The organism is Xanthomarina sp. F1114, assembly GCF_026410255.1.
In the GTDB taxonomy this organism is placed as follows: Bacteria; Bacteroidota; Bacteroidia; order Flavobacteriales; family Flavobacteriaceae; genus Xanthomarina.
Map to the genome: position 1 here is coordinate 43541 of NZ_JAPMLL010000016.1, position 20812 is coordinate 64352.

Sequence of the window (20812 nt, forward strand, 5' to 3'; positions counted from 1 at the left end):
GTCAAGCAACCAAGCAAAAAAAAGAACCCCCTTAGAATTAAAAGAACAAACCCCCAATCCCAAAATCTCTTGAACTTGCCACTGGCCTACTTTCCATTTTCGTCGTAAAACAAAGTTAAATTCGAAGCGTGGGATGCAGGAGGATGGCCTAGCGCAGCAACTGCGACCCCTGTCTGCCGACCTTTAGATTTACAAAGTTATATTTAATAAATAAAAGAATAAAACCCCCATCTATCACGCTAAGCATAGCCAAAGCATCTCCAAAATCAGCTCCTCCCTTCAGATGAAGGGAGGTGGCTCATCTGACTTCAGGAGGATGAGACGGAGGGTTTGAAGTCACGAAAACTCTCTCCCGGAGAACTATCGGGACATTATAGGGAGGTGGCAAACCTGACATAAAAATGGCTAGACGGAGGGTTTGAATTGTCAAGTAACCAAGCATAAAAAACACCCCATTAGAATTAATAGAATGAAAAGGCCTTCTGTCATGCTGAGCGTAGTCGAAGCATCTCCACATTTCATTAGAATTAATAGAATTAAGGTCTATTGTCACGCTAAGCATAGCCAAAGCATCTCCAAAATCAGCTCCTCCCTTCAGATGAAGGGAGGTGGCTAGCCTGACATAAGGAAGGCTAGACGGAGGGTTTGAATTGTCAAGTAACCAAGCATAAAAAACACTCCATTAGAATTAAAAGAACAAACCCCCAATCCTAAATTCTCTTGAACTTACCACCGGCCTATCGAAATTTTATCGTAAAATTTGAAGTGAAGATCCCGTAAAATTTTAGGCTGCCTGCCCGACCATGTTCTTCAGGCGGGCCTGCCCGACTACCCGGCGGGCCTGCCCGACAAACAGGCGGGTTTGGTTCGTTTTTTTTATCAATGAAATCGCAGATTCACGAACACCAATCATAAAATAGAAACGATGTGAGTAAAAAAATGAACGTATTTAATAAGACAATCCAAATAACCCACACAGCAACTCTCTCAATTGTATATACAATAAAAAACTATAAACCCGAAGCCAAAAGAATTTCAGAAGAGCAGATTATTAAAAGCCTGTTCTAATACCTTCCATTTTTTATATGTTTCCCTCCAAAATGGGCTCCTCCCTTCAGATGAAGGGAGGTGGCTCATCCGACTTCAGGAGGATGAGACGGAGGGTTTGAAGTCACGAAAATTCTCTCCCGGAGAACTATCGGGACAATATAGGGAGGTGGCTAGCCTGACATAAGGCAGGCTAGACGGAGGGTTTGAGTTGTCAAGCAACCAAGCAAAAAAAAGAACCCCCTTAGAATTAAAAGAACAAACCCCCAATGCCAAAATCTCTTGAACTTGCCACTGGCCTATCGAAATTTTATCGTAAAATTTGAAGTGAAGATCCCGTAAAATTTTAGGCTGCCTGCCCGACTACCCGGTGGGCCTGCCCGACCGGCAGGCGGGTTTGGTTCGTCTTTTTTCATCAATGAAATCGCAGATTCACGAACCCAATCATAAAATAGAAACGATGTGAGTAAAAAAAATGAACATTTCACATATTCACGAACACCAATCATAAAATACAAACGATGATGAGTAAAAAAATGAATAAATTAAATATTAAGGACAGGATTGACCTCTAAGCTTGTTTAAAAAATCACACCTCGACCTTTTATAACAAAACAAGATCACTATCCCGAATAATAAATTAAATACAACTTACATAAATCAGCAGCTTAATTTACCGACCGTAAGCCTTTAAGTCCCCATAAATGATGATAAGTTGTCCTATTTCTACTAAAAACATTCAATATGCTAAGGTGCTGCTAACTAGCAATGTAGTTAATAGGTATAGCGTATGTATAGCGTATATATAGCGTATTACCCTAATGGTATGGCCATGAACCAGCCGTAGATAGCTCCTGAACACTACGTACCTCTCACGACATTAGGTAGCCACGGAGGACTTCATGCATACCAGAACCAGAAGCCATGTATAATTCAAAATAAATAAAAAAGGTAAACAATAAGACGTACTGCATATATTAGCTTGGCTGTTTTGAGCCAAAGAAACAAACCGTTGGACCCCGATAATAGAATCTCTCAAGTTGGCATATCCATTAATTTCGCTACCTGCGTATTCAGAAAGTATAAAAATAAAAAAAGGTTAAGCAAATTTGCTTAACCTTTTTCGTGACCGGGCTGGGGCTCGAACCCAGGACCCTCTCCTTAAAAGGGAGATGCTCTACCAACTGAGCTACCAGGTCATTAAATGTTTCTCTCTAACGAGGGTGCAAATATAAAACAAATTATCAATACAAAAACAGAACTAATTGATAAAATTTGAGAAATAGTTCTAGATAAAACAGACACAGCTAAATAGAATACTCAGAAAGCAAGAAATCGAATAAATTTCCTTCTTAAATAATTAAAAGTGCGCACGAGAAGACTCGAACTTCCACGGACTAATGTCCACCAACCCCTCAAGCTGGCGCGTCTACCAATTCCGCCACGTGCGCATGTTGTTTTTTAAAGCTTCTAAAAGATCTCTCCGTTTTAAGCTTGATGTTTTAAACCCTTTATCCTTTTGTTAAAAAGGCTAAAAAGAAAATAAGAACGTATTTATTAGAGCTTTTCTGAGCAAAAATAAAAAAAGTTAAGCAGATTTGCTTAACTTTTCTTAGTGACCGGGCTGGGGCTCGAACCCAGGACCCTCTCCTTAAAAGGGAGATGCTCTACCAACTGAGCTACCAGGTCATTGTGTGTCTCTTTATTGAGGGTGCAAATATAGAACGTTTTATCAGTATTCCAAACCTTTTTAAAAATTATTTTTGTTTTTTTATATTGTTACTTTGTAAACGCAATAAATTATAATTAGACTTAAGTTATGAGAATTATTTTAATAGGATATATGGCATCAGGAAAGTCGTTAATAGGCAGAGAATTAGCCAGAGTTTTGGATTTCGAATTCCTGGATCTAGATGATTTTATTGAAGAAAATGAGAAGATGCCCATCTCAGAAATTTTTTCTGAAAAAGGAGAAATAGTCTTTAGAAAAATTGAAAACAACTATTTAAAAGAAGTCTTATCTTCAAAAAATAAGATGGTTTTATCTCTTGGTGGTGGTACCCCTTGTTTTTCAAATAACTTAAAAGTAATTCTGGAAGATAAGAACGCAAAGTCATTCTTTTTAAACGTTCCCGTAAGTGAATTAGCAAAAAGATTAATGGCTGATAAGGAGAACCGCCCTTTAGTTAATTATGTGTCTAACGAAGAAGATATGTTAGAGTTTGTAGGTAAACATATATTTGAGCGCTTATCCTTTTACAATCAGGCTAACTTTAAAATAGAGGCCAATAAACCTAAAGAAGAAGTGGTGGAAGATATTATTTCTAAACTATTTTAAATAAGCCTTAAATACGTTTCCGTCTATAATAACATCTACATGCTCGTTTAAAGATGTAGATAAAGAGATCCCTTTAAAATCTGCCTTCACCGGATACTTCTTATGGTTTCTATTAACCAGTACAGCCGTTTTAAATTGTTTAAGCGGAACTTCTAGAAAATGCTTAACACCATAGATTAAGGTGGTACCAGAATTGAGAACATCGTCGATTAAAACAACCGATTTATTTTGGTAATCTTCAGCTTTAATAGATGTAAGAATAGCTTCCCTGGGGTTCTTTTTGTTAATGCTAACTTTACAAAGAACAGGCTCTATGGGAGAGATCTTACTTAAAACTGTTTTAAGTTTTTTAGCAAGAATATATCCGTTACTATCAATCCCTGCTAAAACAACCTCTTTTTCATTCACATTACTTTCGTAAATCTGATAAGCTATTCGCTTAATCTTATGATTGATTTCATCGTGATCAAGAATTACATTTTTAGTTAAAGCCATGCCTAATAAGAATTTGTTTGCTTAGCCAAAGATAAATACAAATTTAAAACTGAACACATTTTTACTATTCATTTTCATCTTTATAGTCCTCAATATCTCTTCGGTCTTTTTTAGTGGGTCTCCCAGTGCCTTTTTTTCTGTAGTAATCTTTAGAGTACTTTAAAAGATCTTGTGCTTCAAAAGCTTCCTTAGGGGTTGTATTTACTCTATAGATGTCAACTAACTTGGCACCAACTCTGTTTGGAGGTAAATCGCTTATAGTTAGAGTATGGTTTATTTGGTCTTTTCTAACTTGTAGCTCATCTGTAGGATAAACATTTCTACTAGGTTTTGCAACTTCACCATTTACCCGAACATGCCCCTTTTTGCATGCTGCAGTAGCAATACTTCTTGTCTTATAGTATCTTACGCACCATAAATACTTATCAATTCGCATAACTTTTATCTAAAATCAACGTTAATGTTCTTGTGCAAAATTATTAATAAATTGTATCTTGCACCTCAAAAAAGAAGCAATAATGAAATTTAGAAATTTAGCCACAACAATATTGTGTTTTGGTTTGGTTGTTTTGTCTTGTGAAAAAGACGATGATAACGATGCACCATACGTAGTTCCTCCAAGAGACAGACAAGAAGTTTATGCGGAAGATATTCTTAAAATTGAAGAGTATTTAGCCACGCACTTTTATAACTATGAAGAATTTGAACAAAATCCAGAGTATAGCGTTTTAAGTACGACGCCGTATACAGTTACTCCTAACGACAACTTTGAAATAGTTATAGATACAATTGCAGGTGATAATAGCAATAAAACACCTTTAATAGAGCAAGTAACTAGTAAGATAGTTAAGGATATTGAAGGAAATGATTGTAAATTATATTATTTGGTTGTTAGAGAAGGTCAAGGAGGAGTGATACACCCTATAGATCAGGTGTTTGCTAGTTATAATGGGTTTTTAAACGATGGAACCTTATTTGATAGTACCGTTTCTGCTGTGCCATTTCATTTAACCTCTGTAGGTAATTACCTAGGGGTAGTTGATGGGTTTAGAGAAGGCCTTATTGAGTTTAAAGCAAGAGAAGCTTTTACTGAAAATACGGATGGAACAGTAACAAATCACAATCACGGAATTGGTGCTGTTTTTATCCCTTCTGGCTTAGGCTATTTTGCGCAAACGCAAACAAATATACCAGCCTATTCTAATTTGTATTTTACATTTAGAGCAGAAAAAAGAGTGCTTTTCGACCACGATATGGATGGAGTATTTTCTTATTTGGAAGATATAAATGGGAATGGAGATAATTTTGATGACGATTCCGATGGTGATGGTATTCCAGACTTTGTAGATGTGGACGACGATGGTGATGGCGTTTTAACAAAAGACGAAATAGAAAGAACAGCTTATACTGAAAATGAGAGTATGGAGCCGTTTATTACTTACGAGTCTGCTGAAACTTACTATAATGAAAATGCAGCTCCAGATGAGATCCTATATAATATTGTAGATAATAATGATGGGACATTTACTTTAAATACAGTCATTTTTACAGATTCTAATGGGAATGGAATTCCAGATTATCTAGATAATACCTATCCAGAGTAATCCAATAATAAAGAGATAAAAAAAGCCACTTAAAACAATTTAAGTGGCTTTTTTTGTCTGTATAAATGAGCTTTATAATATAAACGATAAACTTAAAATAAGTTGGTCGGGTCTGGTGTCAATCCTACTTTCTGTAACAGGAGTAACATTATTATTAATAAAACTGGCTTCATTGTCGCTAAAACCTCTTTCGTATCTTAAATCGATACCAATGCTTTTAAAGCTAACACCAACACCAAAATTTAATCCAACCGTAAAGTCGTTTTTAACATTGCTAATATTAATGCCATCAAATTCGCTGTCTAAAATATACTGAAACGATGGACCTGCAAATACATTAAACATATGAAAGAATCTTAGACCTGCCAAAATAGGGGCATCCAATTTCTGCATCTGAAAAGTACCAGTACTATAATCGCTTTTAGTATTTGTATAAACAAGTTCAGGTTTAATATAAATCTTGCCTCCAAACTTTGCAAATACGCCAAAGTGATAGCCTATATTTCTATCCGGATGTTCGGCATTACTACTTACAGATTCAAAATAATCTCCATTAGCATTGTAATTGACACCACCTTTAAATCCAAAGCCAGTCTTGTTCTGGGCTTGAGAATAAGTAGTAAACAAAAGACATACTAAGCTTATAAAAAGTGCTTTTTTCATGAGTTTCATTATTAGGGTTAAATAGTAAAACGAAACAATTTCGTTATTATTTTCTTTTTATAACAGCTTCGGCAGCTTTTACTATGGCATGACTGTTTAATCCGTATTTTTCCATAAGCTGTGCCGGGGTTCCAGATTCGCCAAAGGTGTCATTTGTTGCTACAAATTCTTGAGGCGTTGGCTTATTGGTAGCTAAAACTCGAGCGACGCTTTCTCCTAAACCTCCAAGAAAGTTGTGTTCTTCAGCTGTAACAATACAACCTGTTTTTGTAACAGATTTTATAATGGCCTCGTCATCTAAGGGTTTTATGGTGTGGATATTAATGACTTCGGCAGAAATACCTTTTTCATTTAAAGCTTTTGCAGCTTCAAGCGCTTCCCAAACTAAATGTCCAGTTGCCACAATAGTAACATCTGTGCCATCAACCAAATGTAAAGCCTTTCCAATTTCAAACTTCTGGTCTTCAGGTGTAAAGTTGGCTACTTTTGGTCTTCCAAATCTTAAATAAACAGGACCTTCGTGCTCTGCAATGGCTATGGTTGCTGCTTTAGTTTGGTTATAATCACAAGGATTAATCACGGTCATTCCTGGTAACATTTTCATTAAACCTATGTCTTCAAGAATCTGGTGAGTAGCACCATCCTCTCCTAAAGTTAAACCGGCATGAGATGCACAAATTTTCACGTTTTTATCTGAATAAGCGACACTCTGACGGATTTGGTCGTAAACACGACCCGTAGAAAAGTTTGCAAACGTTCCAGTGAAAGGAATTTTGCCTCCAATGGTCATTCCAGCTGCTAAACTAATCATATTAGCTTCGGCAATTCCTACTTGAAAAAATCGCTCTGGATGATTGGCTTTAAAATCGTCCATTTTTAAAGACCCAATTAAATCGGCACAAAGAGCAACCACATTTTCGTTGGTTTTTCCAAGTTCAGTTAATCCGGCTCCAAATCCTGAGCGTGTATCTTTACTTCCTGTATTAGTATATGTTTTCATATGTATGCCCACAAAAGTGGGTGACTTTTAATTATTAATCATTTTTTACTATAAAACTGAATCCTGCTATTGCGCACTGTTTTAGTAATCTCCTAAAGTTTCCGGATTCTGTCTAAGTCCTTCTGCTAACTGGTCGTCGTTAGGAGCTTTTCCATGCCAAGCATGTGTATGCATCATAAAATCGACACCATTCCCCATAACAGTTTTTAACAAAACACAAACTGGTTTTCCTTGCCCTGTTTTAGATTTAGCCTCAGCCATTCCTTTTAAAATAGCTTCTATATTATTACCTTCATTAATTTCAACAACAGTCCAACCAAAAGCTTCAAATTTAGCTTTTATGTTTCCCATTGGTAAAACATCGTCTGTAGAACCATCAATCTGCTGTCCATTTAAATCAATAGTCGAAATAATATTATCTACATTGTTTCCTGCAGCATACATAATGGCTTCCCAGTTTTGGCCTTCTTGTAACTCGCCATCGCCGTGTAAACTATAAACTAAATGAGAATCGTTATTTAGCTTTTTAGTTTGTGCAGCACCTAATGCTACAGACATACCTTGCCCTAAAGAGCCAGAAGCAATTCTAACTCCAGGTAAATGGTCATGTGTAGTTGGATGTCCTTGTAAGCGAGAGTTAATTAAACGAAATGTGTTTAATTCGTCTACAGGAAAAAATCCAGACCTGGCTAAAACACTGTAATAAACGGGAGAAATATGACCGTTGGATAAGAAGAATAAATCCTCTCCAATACCATCCATTTCAAAATCTTCCTTTCTATCCATGATGTCTTGGTAAAGTGCTACAAAAAACTCAGCACAACCTAAGGAACCTCCAGGATGACCTGAATTTACTTTGTGTACCATACGTAAAATGTCTCTACGTACTTGTGTTGTTAAATCTTTTAATTCTTGTGTGTTTGGCATGTGTAAATAGTTAATTATGTACTTGCAAAAATAAAGTTTTAATACGCGTAATCAAAAAGAGATTTGTCGCACTTATTAACCAATTATGTGCAGTTGCTAACAATTACGATAAATGAGCTTAAAATTGAACTTAAAAATGAATGCTGATTAGCGCCGAAGCACTTTAATTTTTTTTAAAAATAGCTGTTGCAAAATCTAACTATAATAAATAAAACTCAAAAATTGATAGTAAAGGAGTGTTTGTAACAGGAAACAGTTTTTAATTTCTTTTAGAAAAAGCATTTAAATTTATTAAATGTTTAAGAATCTATAGGCTTATGTTATTTATATTTGCCACTTGATGAAATAAGAACATGATATTCAAATTAAAAGGAAAAGATGCACAATCTAGTGCTAGAGCAGGAGAGATTACAACCGATCACGGTAAAATTGAAACCCCTATTTTTATGCCGGTTGGGACGGTAGCTTCCGTTAAAGGAGTGCATCAACGCGAATTAAAGAACGATATAAACCCAGATATAATTCTAGGAAATACCTATCATTTATATTTAAGACCTCAGACAAAAATTCTTGAAAAAGCTGGTGGATTACATAAATTTATGAATTGGGATAGAAACATTCTTACGGATTCTGGTGGGTATCAAGTCTATTCACTTTCTGCAAATAGGAAAATAAAAGAAGAAGGGGTTAAGTTTAAATCGCATATAGACGGTAGTTACCACTTCTTTACTCCAGAGAATGTTATGGATATTCAAAGAACCATTGGTGCCGATATCATCATGGCTTTCGATGAGTGTACACCGTATCCTTGCGACTACCATTACGCCAAACGCTCTATGCACATGACGCATAGATGGTTGGATAGATGTATTAACCATTTAGAGAAAACACCGTTTAAATACGACTATAGTCAGACATTTTTTCCAATAGTTCAAGGAAGTACGTATAAGGATTTAAGAAAACAGTCTGCTGAATATATAGCAAATACAGGAGCAGAAGGAAATGCTATTGGTGGCTTATCTGTAGGGGAACCAGCAGAAGAAATGTATGCCATGACAGAAGTGGTAACTAGTATTTTACCCGAAGATAAACCACGCTATTTAATGGGCGTTGGAACTCCAATTAATATTTTGGAAAATATTGCATTAGGGGTAGATATGTTTGACTGTGTGATGCCAACTAGAAATGCGAGAAACGGGATGCTTTTTACAGCACATGGAACCATTAATATTAAAAACCTGAAATGGGCAGACGACTTTTCTCCAGTGGACGAAATGGGAATTACTTTTGTGGATACAGATTACACCAAAGCTTATTTACGACACTTATTTACCGTTAATGAAAGGCTAGGTGCACAAATTGCTACCATACACAATTTAGGGTTTTATATGTGGTTGGTTCGTGAAGCGAGAAAACATATCTTAGCGGGAGATTTTAGAACCTGGAAAGATATGATGGTAAAGCAAATGGATAAAAGATTATAATCTTTAGAAATTAGTCTTTTGTAACTTAAATACTAAAAATAAATAGAGACATTCCTTTTATATAAAAAGGTTTATAGCGAATGAAAATACTTGATTGGTACATATTAAAACGTTATTTGTTTACATTCTTCATCATGTTATTGTTGTTTATCCCTATTGGAATAACCGTTCATTTAGCTGAGAAGATTGGTAAAATTCTTGAAAACGAAGTACCTTTAGGAGAAGTGCTAATCTACTTTTTAGATTTCACTATTTATTTTGCACATCTGTTATTTCCACTGTTTTTATTCCTTTCGGTTATTTGGTTTACTTCAAAATTGGCAAATAATACAGAAGTAATCGCCTTTTTAAGCTCTGGGGTTTCCTTTTCAAGGTTTTTAAGACCTTATATGATTGGAGCTACTTTTGTTGCCATATTAGCGCTGGTTCTGGGAATGTATTTAGCTCCAAATGCAAGTAATGGCTTCAACGATTTTAATTATAAATATCTTAAGAATAAAAATGATGCACTCGATAATCAAAACGTCTATCGGCAAATTAATGATCACGATTATATTTATGTGAGTAGCTTCGATGTCCGTCAAAAAATTGGTAGAGATTTTACTTTAGAACATATTGTAGACGATAAAATGTCTTATAAAATAAGTGCCAATATTATAAAATATATTGAGAAAGACTCGACTTATCGTTTATCCGAATATACAAAACGCTATATAGGAGAAAGAGAAGATATTATCGAAGTGGCACGACGAAAAGACACAATTTTTCCTTTCGATTTAGAAGATTTAACACCAGTAGTTTATATTGCCGAAACTCTGCCTTATGGCGAGTTGAATAAGTTTATTGAAAAGGAAGAAAAAAGAGGCTCGTCTTATATTAACCGCTATAAATTGGTAAAATATAGAAAATGGAGTTTGCCTGTTTCTGTGTTTATTTTAACTATTATCGCGGTAGCGGTATCGTCTATTAAACGTCGGGGAGGAATGGGAGTAAACCTGGCTTTTGGTATTTGTATAGCCATGGTTTTTGTCTTTTTCGATAAAATATTTGGGGTTTTGGCCTCACAATCAGACTTCTCTCCTCTAGTGGCAGTTTGGTTTCCTAATATTATTTTTGGGGTGCTAGCAGCCTACCTTCTTTATAATGCAAAACGATAAATTAAAAAACTACCTGCACTTACATCTTCTGGTATTTATAGCAGGATTTACAGCCGTTTTAGGAGAATTAATTAGTATTGACGCCGTGCCACTGGTGTGGTATAGAATGCTAATGGCAACTATTTTAATGCTTGGCTTTGTTGCTGTTGCTAAGATCAATATTAAAATTCCATTAAAGTCTGTGGCAAAACTAGCATTTGCTGGAATTGTTATCGCTTTACATTGGATTACCTTTTTTGAGTCTATAAAAGTTTCAAATATTTCTATCACCTTAGCCATGTTTTCTACGGGTGCATTTTTTGCATCTCTAATAGAACCTATTATTTATAAACGAAAAATAATATGGTACGAAATTATTTTTGGATTGCTTATTATTGTCGGAGTGGTTATTATAACTAATAGTGAGTTCAAATACTTAAATGGTATTATCCTTGGAATTATTTCAGCTTTTCTATCTTCCACCTTCGCCGTTTTAAATGGAAAGTTCCTAGAAAAACATACAGCAACTGTTATTTCTGTTTACGAGTTTATAAGTGGCGTGCTTTTTATTAGTCTGTTTATGCTGCTTTTTGGTAATGGTTTTTCTAAAGAATTCTTTGTATTAAGTCTCTCAGATTTTGGTTATCTATTTATTCTGGCCTCTGTTTGTACGGCATATGCCTTTATCGCTTCGGTGTATGTTATGAGACATATTAGCCCATATACGGTGGTATTAACTTTTAATCTTGAACCTATATACGGTATTATTTTGGCGTTAATATTCTTTCCAGAAAATGAAATTATGAGTACGTCTTTTTATATAGGAGCAGCAATTATTATTAGTGTAGTAATGCTAAATGGGGTTTTAGAAAATCAAAAAAAGAGAAAATCTAGAAAATTACTTCAAAAGAACTCCCAGTAATATTTTTAAAGTTAAGGAGATACAACTATTTAAATCCTTTTGACTAAATTTACCGAGTATTTAGTTTTAATTCTAAAATTAAAACAAAATAAAATATGTAATTTTGTACGCTAATTAAAACAAACTATAATTTCCCATGGAATATTTAGATTTTGAACTCCCTATAAAAGAACTTGAAGAGCAATTGCAAAAGTGTGAGATTATAGGTACGGAAAGTGAAGTAGATGTTTCTGAAACCTGTAAGCAAATAGAAAATAAGCTAATTGCCACTAAAAAAGAAATATATAAGAATTTAACTCCTTGGCAACGTGTACAGATGTCTCGTCACCCAAGTCGCCCATACACCTCAGATTATATTCATGCCTTGTGTGGAGACAGCTTTGTGGAACTGCATGGAGATAGAGGATTTAAAGATGATAAAGCCATGATTGGTGGTCTGGGTAAAATTGGAGATCAATCTTATATGTTTATTGGACAACAAAAAGGTTACAATACCAAAACTAGACAATATAGAAACTTTGGAATGGCAAACCCAGAAGGTTATAGAAAAGCCTTGCGCTTAATGAAGTCTGCCGAAAAGTTTGGAATTCCCGTAGTTACTCTATTAGATACGCCAGGAGCTTATCCGGGCTTAGAAGCTGAAGAACGTGGACAAGGTGAAGCTATTGCTAGAAACATCTTGGAAATGACCAGACTAAAAGTGCCAATTATTACCATAGTTATTGGAGAAGGTGCTTCTGGTGGAGCTTTAGGGATTGGAGTAGGAGATAAGGTAATGATGTTAGAAAATACCTGGTACTCTGTGATCTCTCCGGAATCTTGTTCTTCTATTTTATGGAGAAGCTGGGAGTATAAAGAACAAGCTGCAGATGCCTTAAAACTAACTGCAAAAGACATGAAGAAACAAGGCATTGTAGACGAAATTATAAAAGAACCGCTTGGTGGTGCACATAGCGATAGAGAGAAAACATATTTGGCGGTAAAAAATGCCATTGTGAAAACTTTTGAAGAGCTGAAAAACTTATCACCAAAAGATTTAGTAAATAATCGCATGGAAAAATATATGGGAATGGGAGTTTATAAAGGTTAAGACTTTTAAAACCTATAAAACATAAATCTGAAATGTCTTATTTCAGATTTTTTTATGCTTATCAACAATATATTTAAGTTATTAACAGTTAAATTGTTAACTTATGGTGGACAATCAAAACCAATTTTCACATCATTAATCTGTTCAATTTAGCTACTTTCGTAAACATGAAGCAACCAAATCAAATAAAAGGATATCCAGTAGATAAAAGCACTCTTATTAATCTAGAACGCGGGAAAATACCACCTCAAGCCGTTGATTTAGAAGAGGTTGTGCTTGGAGCAATGATGATTGATAAAAAAGGTGTCGATGAAGTAATCGATATTTTAAGCCCGGAAGCATTCTATAAAGAAGCGCATCAGCATATCTTTGATGCTATTTTTCAGTTGTTTGAAAATAGTGAGCCAGTAGACTTATTAACCGTTTCTAGTCAATTAAAAAAGAATTTAAAGCTGGATATGGTGGGTGGCGATTTCTACCTTATTTCTTTAACTCAAAAAGTGTCATCTTCTGCCCATATTGAGTTTCATGCGCGTATTATTCTTCAAAAATTCATCCAACGTAGTTTGATTAAAATTTCTAGCGAAATAATAGAAGACTCTTACGATGAAACCCAAGATGTTTTTGATTTGCTAGATCGCGCTGAATCGAAATTATACGAGGTTACTCAAGGAAATATTAAGAAATCCAGTGAAACAGCCCAAGAGTTGGTAATTCAAGCTAAAAAGAAAATTGAAGAAATTTCCAATAAGGAAGGTTTAAGTGGTATTCCTTCAGGCTTTACAAAATTAGACAAGTTAACGTCTGGATGGCAGGAAAGCGATTTAATAATTGTAGCCGCTCGTCCAGGTATGGGTAAGACGGCTTTAACGCTTTCTATGGCAAGAAATATAGCGGTAACACAAAATATACCTGTGGCATTCTTCTCCTTAGAGATGGCTTCTGTACAATTAATTATGCGTTTAATTTCTAGTGAAACAGGCCTGTCTTCAGAAAAACTTAGAACAGGGAAATTAGAAAAACACGAATGGGAGCAATTAAATGTCAAAGTAAAAAGCCTAGAAAAAGCACCTCTATTTATTGACGATACCCCATCACTTTCTATTTTTGATTTAAGAGCAAAGGCGAGACGTCTGGCTTCTCAACATGGTATTAAATTAATTGTTGTAGATTATTTGCAATTAATGACGGCTGGAGGAAGTCAGAAAGGTGGAGGAAACAGAGAGCAGGAAATATCTACAATTTCTAGAAACTTAAAAGCCCTGGCTAAAGAATTAAGTATTCCAGTAATTGCCTTATCGCAATTATCGCGTGCTGTAGAAACCCGTGGTGGTAGTAAAAGACCACTACTATCAGATTTACGTGAGTCTGGAGCTATTGAACAGGATGCAGATATTGTATCTTTTATTTATAGACCAGAATATTATAAAATTGATGAATGGGACGACGATGAAAGATCGCCAACCGAAGGACAGGCAGAGTTTATTATTGCGAAACACAGAAATGGTGGTTTAGAAAATATCCGATTGAAGTTTGTTGGACATTTAGGTAAATTTGATAATCTGGATGATTTTGATACACCGTTTGGACAGGAATTCCATTCTAAAATGAATGCTGCGGCTAACGACGATGCGTTTAAAACATCAAATTTCCCAACTCCTAATGATGCTTTTGGAGCACCAGAGGAAGATAACGATGTGCCGTTCTAAATATTTATTTCCAATTTATTTTTATTAAGTAATCGCCTTATGGACAAGTTAAGAACCACAAACCTATTATTGCTAGTTATAGTTGTTCCTTTAGTATTTTATTTATTAAAAATACTTTCGTTTATATTTATTCCTTTAGTGTTTTCAATGTTTATAGCTTTGCTATTCCTACCTATTATGCGTTGGTTAGCCAAAAAGAATATTCCAAAACCTATCAGTATCCTAGTGGTTGTTTTATTAATTTCAGCTGGAGTAAAAATAGGTGTAGAATTAATACATATTTCATCTCAGGAAATTTTAGATTCGGATTCAGACTTTTTTGTCAAAGCTGAAGAAAAAATGAATGAATTACTTCTAGTAATTCAAGATACTTTTGGCTTCAAAATGGACAATAAACAGAATGTTTTACAACAATTTGTACAAAAAGACAATATTGGAAACACCTTAGACTTTGTAAGAAGGACGGTAACCATGATACTTATGACTATCTTTTTTGTGGTTTTATGGTTGGCAGAATCTATTAACATTCAAAAGGTTTTGCAAAGTACACTCCTTAAACAAAGACATACTTCTTTAAAAACATTCTTTAAAATAGAGAAGGACCTTATAAAGTTTATAAAAGTAAAGTTCTTTGTTAGTTTAGCAACTGGAATAGGAACAGGCTTGGCTTGTGTCTTTTTCGATGTAAGTTTTCCTATTTTTTGGGGATTATTTGCTTTTATTATAAACTTTGTGCAAATGGTAGGCTCAATAATTACGGTTGTTTTGCTTTCCGCTTTTGCGTTTATAGAGTTAGAACCAACTAGTACATTATTCTTTTTTATTATTTCTATAACAGGAGTTCAAGTTCTCTTTGGAACCATTTTGGAGCCTATTTTTATGGGAAAATCTTTCTCTTTAAACGTTATTACCGTCTTAGTTATGCTCATGTTATGGGGGTTTATCTGGGGAGTTCCTGGCTTAATTATGGCAATTCCAATTACAGTATTCGTTAAAATTATATTAGAGCAGTTTAAGACAACCAAAGTAATTGCTAACCTGTTATCTGCAAATGGCAAAGAATTGGGCTAGGTTAAAAATTACCTAAATCTATTTTAAAGGGATTTATTTTGATTATATTTCAACTGTGAAAAAGTTAACATTAATAATCAGTTTATTGTTCTGGGTAAATAGTTTTGCCTCTTACATTCTAATTCCAATGGATGCCGAAAGTCAGAAAAACCATTTAAAAGCTTACGGTATTACATATTGGACTTTAGAAAAACAACTAAAAGTCAAATGGCTATTAAATTATAAAGGAGGCTCTTTTCTATTACCTGATTCAGAGGACATACGTCGGGAATGTCAAATTCGTGGGGTTTCATTCGAAGTTTTATCTAATTCAAAAACAGAATCTATTCTAGACGAAATTAGTAGCCCCAGCAAAAATATGGAAGCGGTGGTACTGGAAAAAGCGCCAAAAATTGCTGTTTATACACCTCAAGGAAAACTCCCATGGGACGATGCAGTGACTATGGTTCTAACCTATGCCGAAATTCCTTATGAAACTATCTATGATGAAGATGTCTTGAACGATGCGTTAGTTTTATACGATTGGTTGCATCTACATCATGAAGATTTTACGGGACAATTTGGTAAGTTTTATGCCAATTACAGAACAGCCGCTTGGTATATTGAAGATAAACAACAAGCCGAATCCTTAGCCAATAAATTAGGATACTCTAAAGTCTCCGATGCTAAATTAGCAGTTGCTTTAAAAATAAGAGATTATGTTGTAGGAGGAGGATTTATGTTTGCAATGTGTAGCGCTACAGATAGTTTCGATATAGCTTTGTCTGCAGAAGGAGTAGATATATGCGAACCTATGTTTGATGGAGATCCTAGCGAGGCAAATTACCAATCTAAAATAGATTATAATAAAACCTTCGCTTTTAAAGATTTTACTTTAGAAAGAAACCCACTTATCTATGAGTTTTCATCTATAGATATGACACCCAAAAGGAAAATTCCAAAAATGACCGATTACTTTACGCTTATGGATTTTTCAGCTAAATGGGATCCAATTCCAACTATGCTTTGTCAGAACCATACAGCCTTAGTAAAAGGTTTTATGGGTCAAACTACGGCTTTTACAAGAGATGAAATTAAGTCTAATGTGCTTGTTTTGGGTGAAAATAAAACGAATGGCGAGGCTAAATATATTCACGGAATTAAAGGGAAAGGTTTTTTTACATTTTATGGCGGACATGATCCAGAAGATTATACGCATAGAGTAGGGGATCCAAAAACTGAATTAGATTTATATCCTACCTCTCCAGGTTATAGACTAATTTTAAACAATGTATTATTTCCTGCTGCTAGAAAGAAAAAGCAGAAAACATAATTAAAGACACCTTTTGTCTTGTGCATAGTTATAGAAATTACCTTTAGGCGTTTTGTGCCATATGGGGCAAAATATAGGTTGAAGATTTGATTGTTCATATTTAAAACTACCCTGATTTTATTGATGATCTGAGTTATCTAAGATAAAAATTAGGTTGGTAGTTATTGTTGTCAGTTAATAGGAGTTTAGATAAAGCCATCTCAATAAAATAGAATCCTTTAGAATATGGATTTGTTGCATTAGTAAATCATGATAGTTGTGTAATTATAGAAATTACCATTAGGCGTTTTGTACCGTATGGGGCAAAATATCGGTAGATTTGATTGTTCTTATATGGAATGTGCCTTTAGGTACATCATGTCACATATTAGTAGCTCAGATAATCAAGTATCTTAAAATGAGATGCTTTTATTTAAGAATAAAGTTAATACTTGGTCTTATTGTGTTGAGGTTTTGTTAGAACATAGGAGGAAGGAATTAAATAAAAAAAACCGATTCAAAAGAATCGGTTTTTTTATAAGTGAAATATGTTATACAATAGGCGAAACGCCTTATTTTACTTTCTCTATTACAGCTTTAAAAGCCTCAGGGTGATTCATTGCTAAATCTGCTAAAACCTTACGGTTTAATTCAATGTCATTAGCTTTTAATTTCCCTATAAATTGAGAATAAGATAAACCATGTTCTCTGGCTCCAGCGTTAATACGCGTAATCCATAAAGCACGGAATGTTCTCTTTTTGTTTCTTCGGTCTCTATACGAGTATTGCATCGCTTTATCAACCGCATTTTTTGCTACTGTCCAAACGTTTTTACGACGTCCGAAGTAACCTTTTGCTTGTTTTAGAACCTTTTTTCTTCTGGCTCTTTTTGCTACAGAGTTTACTGATCTTGGCATAATTTTAATTGTTTTTTGTAGTAGGCGGTCATTTTATTTTTTGACACTTTGGTATTATTTTGATATTGTAAATTAAAATCTACACTATTTAAATAACAAGCCTAACTCCAGGGTTTATAATTTATTTTAACCGATTAAAACCGTATTACTTTAAACGTAACATGATTTTAATATTGTTCTCATCTGCCTTATGTACTAAAGTCATTTTAGTTAAGGCAAGCTTACGCTTCTTAGATTTCTTTGTTAAGATATGACTCTTAAAAGCGTGCTTTCTTTTAATTTTACCAGTACCAGTTAGTTTAAAACGTTTTTTGGCACTAGATTTGGTTTTCATTTTAGGCATCTTGTTCTCCTAGTTTATTATTTCACTTATTATTTTCAACCTGTAAATCAGGAATTATTTCGATTTCTTTGGAGCAATAAACATTGTCATACGTTTACCTTCCAATTTAGGCATTTGTTCTACCTTACCTAGCTCTTCTAAATCTTGAGCTAATCTTAGTAATAATATTTGCCCTTGTTCTTTAAAAACAATAGATCGTCCTTTAAAGAATACAAACGCTTTCAATTTTGCGCCTTCTTTTAAAAACTTCTCTGCATGTTTCTTTTTAAACTCATAATCATGATCATCGGTTTGTGGTCCAAAACGAATCTCCTTAACTACAACTTTACTAGCTTTAGATTTTAAAGCTTTTTCTCGTTTCTTTTGTTCGTAAAGAAACTTTTTATAATCCATAACTTTACAGACAGGCGGATCAGCTTTAGGTGAAATTTCTACTAAATCTAAACCTTGTTCGTCAGCTATGGCAAGTGCTTCTTTAGTTGGGTAAACTCCAACTTCAACATTGTCACCTACTAAACGCACTTTTTCAGTCCTAATTTTAGAATTAATTCTGTGCTGATCTTCTTGACTTACTCGTCTCGAAACTTGTTTTCTTCTACGTATTGCTATGGCTTTATAATTTTAGTTAAACTTATTTTATTTAAAATGTTTTTAATGTTTTCTCAATTTCTTGATTAATAATTTGGCTTAAATCTTCAACAGTAATCATGCCAAGATCTTCTCCACCATGTTGACGAACTGAAATTTTGTTTTCTTGTTCTTCATTTTCACCAACTATAACCATAAATGGGATCTTTTTCATTTCGGCATCCCGAATTTTCTTCCCCATGGTTTCATTTCTATTATCAATCAAGGCGCGAATTTCGTTATTTTCTAACACATTAAAAACTTTTTTCGCGTATTTTTCATATTTTTCACTAATTGATAGTACAATTACTTGGTCTGGTATCAACCAAAGTGGGAAATTTCCTCCCGTATGCTCTAGTAAAATAGCTATAAATCGTTCCATACTTCCAAAAGGGGCTCGATGAATCATAATGGGTCTATGCAACTCATTATCACTTCCTTTATATGTTAATTCAAAACGCTCTGGTAAATTGTAATCTACCTGTATGGTTCCTAATTGCCATTGTCTTCCAAGAGCATCTTTTACCATAAAGTCTAATTTTGGACCGTAAAAGGCGGCTTCACCAGTTTCTATCACATAATCCAAATTTTTATCATTGGCAGCATTTATAATTGCTTGCTCTGCTTTCTCCCAGTTTTCAACACTTCCAATGTATTTTTCAGGAGTTTCAGGATCTCTTAAAGACACTTGAGCTGTAAAGTTTTCAAAACCTAAAGAACCAAAAACGTAAAGAACTAAATCAATAACATCTTTAAACTCTTTGTCTAATTGATCCGCAGTACAGAATATATGAGCATCATCTTGAGTAAAACCTCTTACACGAGTTAATCCATGAAGCTCACCACTTTGCTCGTATCTATATACGGTACCAAATTCAGCAAAACGTTTTGGTAAATCTTTGTAAGACCACTGAGAGGCATTGTATATTTCGCAATGATGTGGGCAGTTCATTGGTTTTAATAAGAACTCTTCGCCTTCTTTTGGTGTCTTTATAGGTTGAAAACTATCCTCTCCATATTTAGCATAATGTCCTGAGGTAACATATAATTCCTTCTGGCCAATATGTGGGGTAGCTACCATTTCGTAACCGGCTTTCTTTTGAGCCTTCTTTAAAAAAGTCTCTAAACGCTCTCTTAATGCTGCTCCTTTAGGTAACCACAAAGGTAAACCTTGACCAACTTTTTGCGAAAAAGTAAATAGTTCTAATTCTTTACCTAATTTTCTGTGGTCTCTTTTCTTAGCCTCTTCAAGTAATTCTAAATACTCGGTAAGTTCTTTTTGTTTTGGAAACGAAATTCCATAAACACGTGTTAATTGTTTATTGTTTTCGTCTCCTTTCCAATAAGCTCCTGCAACACTTAATATTTTTACTGCTTTAACAATTCCTGTATTTGGAATGTGGCCTCCACGACACAAATCTGTAAAAGTATCATGATCACAGAACGTAATAGTACCATCTTCTAGATTTCCTATTAAATCAAGTTTATAGTTGTTCTTTCCTTTATAATAGGATAGTGCTTCTAGTTTCGAAACTTCACGCATTTTAAACTCATGCTTTCCTCTAGCAATTTCAAGCATCTTTTTTTCAATTTGCTTAAAATCTTTATCCGAAATAAAATCGTCTCCTAAATCAATATCATAATAAAAACCATTATCAATTGCCGGTCCAACCCAAAGCTTGGCCTCAGGATATAATTCTTCTATAGCCTGAGCTAATATATGTGCAGACGAATGCCAAAATGCTTTTTTTCCTTCGTCATCTTTCCATGTATATAGAATTAATGATCCGTCAGTGGTTAATGGCGTACTGGTTTCAATAACGGTATCGTTAAATTTAGCTGAAATAACATTTCTAGCAAAACCTTCACTAATGCTTTTCGCAACCGTCATGGCTGTCGTGTTTTTTTCGAACGACTTTATACTACCATCTGGCAAAGTAATCTGTATCATTATATATATGTGTATTAAAAATAAGGATACAAATATAATAGTATAAAAATTTACATACAATGTTAGCTCAATAATTATATCATATTATATATGGTTGAGTAAAACCATCCCTACCGTGATTTTGCCTTTCGTTTTGGTATTGTTTGGAACTTTTTTTTATAGGTTTTTACTTTTCTACTTTATCTATGTGATTATTT

The 20812-nt window shown here is 34.4% G+C and carries 18 protein-coding genes and 3 tRNA genes; 9 read left to right on the top strand and 12 right to left on the bottom strand.

The features are described 5' to 3' along the window. Positions 1-2173 precede the first annotated feature (2173 nt). The 3 genes from OS188_RS13060 to OS188_RS13070 form a co-directional block, all read right to left on the bottom strand. A tRNA-Lys gene (locus OS188_RS13060) sits at positions 2174-2246 on the bottom strand. Positions 2247-2414: 168 nt separating this feature from the next. Continuing rightward, a tRNA-Leu gene (locus OS188_RS13065) sits at positions 2415-2498 on the bottom strand. A gap of 165 nt (positions 2499-2663) precedes the next feature. Beyond that, positions 2664-2736 (bottom strand) — tRNA-Lys (locus OS188_RS13070). Between the two features lie 130 nt (positions 2737-2866). Between OS188_RS13070 and OS188_RS13075 the strand changes: the two genes are divergently transcribed. Beyond that, positions 2867-3385: a shikimate kinase gene (locus tag OS188_RS13075; protein ID WP_267149297.1), complete on the top strand. Its 519-nt coding sequence runs from the start codon at positions 2867-2869 to the stop codon at positions 3383-3385. On the opposite strand, the gene OS188_RS13080 is transcribed toward OS188_RS13075, so the two are convergent. After that, positions 3377-3880 (bottom strand): phosphoribosyltransferase family protein, encoded by a 504-nt coding sequence (locus OS188_RS13080; protein ID WP_267149298.1) that lies wholly within the window; start codon positions 3878-3880, stop codon positions 3377-3379. The two genes, OS188_RS13075 and OS188_RS13080, sit on opposite strands and share 9 nt — an antisense overlap. A gap of 64 nt (positions 3881-3944) precedes the next feature. Then, complete coding sequence (hslR, locus tag OS188_RS13085; protein WP_267149299.1) at positions 3945-4316, bottom strand: Hsp15 family ribosome-associated heat shock protein; 372 nt, start codon at positions 4314-4316, stop codon at positions 3945-3947. An 82-nt stretch (positions 4317-4398) separates the two neighbouring features. Between hslR and OS188_RS13090 the strand changes: the two genes are divergently transcribed. Then, complete coding sequence (locus tag OS188_RS13090; RefSeq protein ID WP_267149300.1) at positions 4399-5484, top strand: beta-barrel assembly machine lipoprotein BamM; 1086 nt, start codon at positions 4399-4401, stop codon at positions 5482-5484. A 72-nt stretch (positions 5485-5556) separates the two neighbouring features. Here the strand turns inward: OS188_RS13090 and OS188_RS13095 are convergent, their stop codons facing one another. The 3 genes from OS188_RS13095 to OS188_RS13105 all read right to left on the bottom strand — a co-directional run bounded on the left by OS188_RS13095 (position 5557) and on the right by OS188_RS13105 (position 8074). After that, positions 5557-6147 (bottom strand): porin family protein, encoded by a 591-nt coding sequence (locus tag OS188_RS13095; protein ID WP_267149301.1) that lies wholly within the window; start codon positions 6145-6147, stop codon positions 5557-5559. Between the two features lie 46 nt (positions 6148-6193). Beyond that, positions 6194-7147 carry a transketolase family protein gene (locus OS188_RS13100; protein ID WP_267149302.1) on the bottom strand — a complete coding sequence of 318 codons (954 nt, stop codon included), beginning with the start codon at positions 7145-7147 and terminating at the stop codon, positions 6194-6196. Positions 7148-7228: 81 nt separating this feature from the next. Then, positions 7229-8074: a transketolase gene (locus OS188_RS13105; RefSeq protein WP_267149303.1), complete on the bottom strand. Its 846-nt coding sequence runs from the start codon at positions 8072-8074 to the stop codon at positions 7229-7231. 353 nt (positions 8075-8427) lie between these two features. On the opposite strand from OS188_RS13105, the gene tgt reads away from it, so the two are divergent. From tgt to OS188_RS13140, 7 genes are all read left to right on the top strand, one after another. Beyond that, the gene (gene tgt, locus OS188_RS13110) at positions 8428-9558 is read left to right on the top strand and encodes a tRNA guanosine(34) transglycosylase Tgt (protein ID WP_267149304.1); all 1131 of its coding nucleotides are present in this window, start codon (positions 8428-8430) and stop codon (positions 9556-9558) included. A gap of 80 nt (positions 9559-9638) precedes the next feature. After that, positions 9639-10715, top strand: coding sequence for an LptF/LptG family permease (locus OS188_RS13115; protein ID WP_267149305.1), 1077 nt, complete (start codon positions 9639-9641; stop codon positions 10713-10715). Beyond that, positions 10702-11616: a DMT family transporter gene (locus tag OS188_RS13120; protein ID WP_267149306.1), complete on the top strand. Its 915-nt coding sequence runs from the start codon at positions 10702-10704 to the stop codon at positions 11614-11616. Before OS188_RS13115 ends, OS188_RS13120 begins: the two co-directional genes overlap by 14 nt. A gap of 136 nt (positions 11617-11752) precedes the next feature. Then, positions 11753-12706, top strand: a complete 954-nt coding sequence (locus OS188_RS13125; protein WP_267149307.1) for an acetyl-CoA carboxylase carboxyltransferase subunit alpha — start codon at positions 11753-11755, stop codon at positions 12704-12706. A 167-nt stretch (positions 12707-12873) separates the two neighbouring features. Beyond that, on the top strand, positions 12874-14415 hold the full coding sequence (dnaB, locus tag OS188_RS13130; RefSeq protein ID WP_267149308.1) for a replicative DNA helicase: 1542 nt from the start codon (positions 12874-12876) through the stop codon (positions 14413-14415). A gap of 39 nt (positions 14416-14454) precedes the next feature. After that, the gene (locus OS188_RS13135) at positions 14455-15486 is read left to right on the top strand and encodes an AI-2E family transporter (protein ID WP_267149309.1); all 1032 of its coding nucleotides are present in this window, start codon (positions 14455-14457) and stop codon (positions 15484-15486) included. A gap of 127 nt (positions 15487-15613) precedes the next feature. Further along, positions 15614-16798 (top strand): asparagine synthetase B, encoded by a 1185-nt coding sequence (locus OS188_RS13140; protein ID WP_267149314.1) that lies wholly within the window; start codon positions 15614-15616, stop codon positions 16796-16798. A gap of 551 nt (positions 16799-17349) precedes the next feature. Here the strand turns inward: OS188_RS13140 and rplT are convergent. The 4 genes from rplT to thrS all read right to left on the bottom strand — a co-directional run bounded on the left by rplT (position 17350) and on the right by thrS (position 20615). Next, positions 17350-17694, bottom strand: a complete 345-nt coding sequence (rplT, locus tag OS188_RS13145) for a 50S ribosomal protein L20 (RefSeq protein WP_267149310.1) — start codon at positions 17692-17694, stop codon at positions 17350-17352. 145 nt (positions 17695-17839) lie between these two features. After that, complete coding sequence (rpmI, locus tag OS188_RS13150) at positions 17840-18037, bottom strand: 50S ribosomal protein L35 (protein ID WP_267149311.1); 198 nt, start codon at positions 18035-18037, stop codon at positions 17840-17842. Positions 18038-18091: 54 nt separating this feature from the next. Beyond that, a complete protein-coding gene (infC, locus tag OS188_RS13155; RefSeq protein WP_267149315.1) occupies positions 18092-18646 on the bottom strand; it encodes a translation initiation factor IF-3 in 555 nt (184 codons plus the stop codon). 31 nt (positions 18647-18677) lie between these two features. Then, positions 18678-20615: a threonine--tRNA ligase gene (thrS, locus tag OS188_RS13160; protein WP_267149312.1), complete on the bottom strand. Its 1938-nt coding sequence runs from the start codon at positions 20613-20615 to the stop codon at positions 18678-18680. Between the last annotated feature and the right edge of the window lie 197 nt (positions 20616-20812).

What these genes read in the sequence shown, in the direction of transcription:
- OS188_RS13120 (WP_267149306.1), top strand. Translation starts at nt 10,702, where the DNA reads ATGCAAAACGATAAATTAAAAAACTACCTGCACTTACATCTTCTGGTA.
- rplT (WP_267149310.1), bottom strand. Translation starts at nt 17,694, where the DNA reads ATGCCAAGATCAGTAAACTCTGTAGCAAAAAGAGCCAGAAGAAAAAAG.
- thrS (WP_267149312.1), bottom strand. Translation starts at nt 20,615, where the DNA reads ATGATACAGATTACTTTGCCAGATGGTAGTATAAAGTCGTTCGAAAAA.
- OS188_RS13115 (WP_267149305.1), top strand. Translation starts at nt 9,639, where the DNA reads ATGAAAATACTTGATTGGTACATATTAAAACGTTATTTGTTTACATTC.
- OS188_RS13090 (WP_267149300.1), top strand. Translation starts at nt 4,399, where the DNA reads ATGAAATTTAGAAATTTAGCCACAACAATATTGTGTTTTGGTTTGGTT.
- OS188_RS13080 (WP_267149298.1), bottom strand. Translation starts at nt 3,880, where the DNA reads ATGGCTTTAACTAAAAATGTAATTCTTGATCACGATGAAATCAATCAT.
- OS188_RS13140 (WP_267149314.1), top strand. Translation starts at nt 15,614, where the DNA reads ATGGATGCCGAAAGTCAGAAAAACCATTTAAAAGCTTACGGTATTACA.
- tgt (WP_267149304.1), top strand. Translation starts at nt 8,428, where the DNA reads ATGATATTCAAATTAAAAGGAAAAGATGCACAATCTAGTGCTAGAGCA.
- dnaB (WP_267149308.1), top strand. Translation starts at nt 12,874, where the DNA reads ATGAAGCAACCAAATCAAATAAAAGGATATCCAGTAGATAAAAGCACT.
- OS188_RS13075 (WP_267149297.1), top strand. Translation starts at nt 2,867, where the DNA reads ATGAGAATTATTTTAATAGGATATATGGCATCAGGAAAGTCGTTAATA.
- rpmI (WP_267149311.1), bottom strand. Translation starts at nt 18,037, where the DNA reads ATGCCTAAAATGAAAACCAAATCTAGTGCCAAAAAACGTTTTAAACTA.
- OS188_RS13100 (WP_267149302.1), bottom strand. Translation starts at nt 7,147, where the DNA reads ATGAAAACATATACTAATACAGGAAGTAAAGATACACGCTCAGGATTT.
- OS188_RS13125 (WP_267149307.1), top strand. Translation starts at nt 11,753, where the DNA reads ATGGAATATTTAGATTTTGAACTCCCTATAAAAGAACTTGAAGAGCAA.
- OS188_RS13095 (WP_267149301.1), bottom strand. Translation starts at nt 6,147, where the DNA reads ATGAAAAAAGCACTTTTTATAAGCTTAGTATGTCTTTTGTTTACTACT.
- hslR (WP_267149299.1), bottom strand. Translation starts at nt 4,316, where the DNA reads ATGCGAATTGATAAGTATTTATGGTGCGTAAGATACTATAAGACAAGA.
- OS188_RS13135 (WP_267149309.1), top strand. Translation starts at nt 14,455, where the DNA reads ATGGACAAGTTAAGAACCACAAACCTATTATTGCTAGTTATAGTTGTT.
- OS188_RS13105 (WP_267149303.1), bottom strand. Translation starts at nt 8,074, where the DNA reads ATGCCAAACACACAAGAATTAAAAGATTTAACAACACAAGTACGTAGA.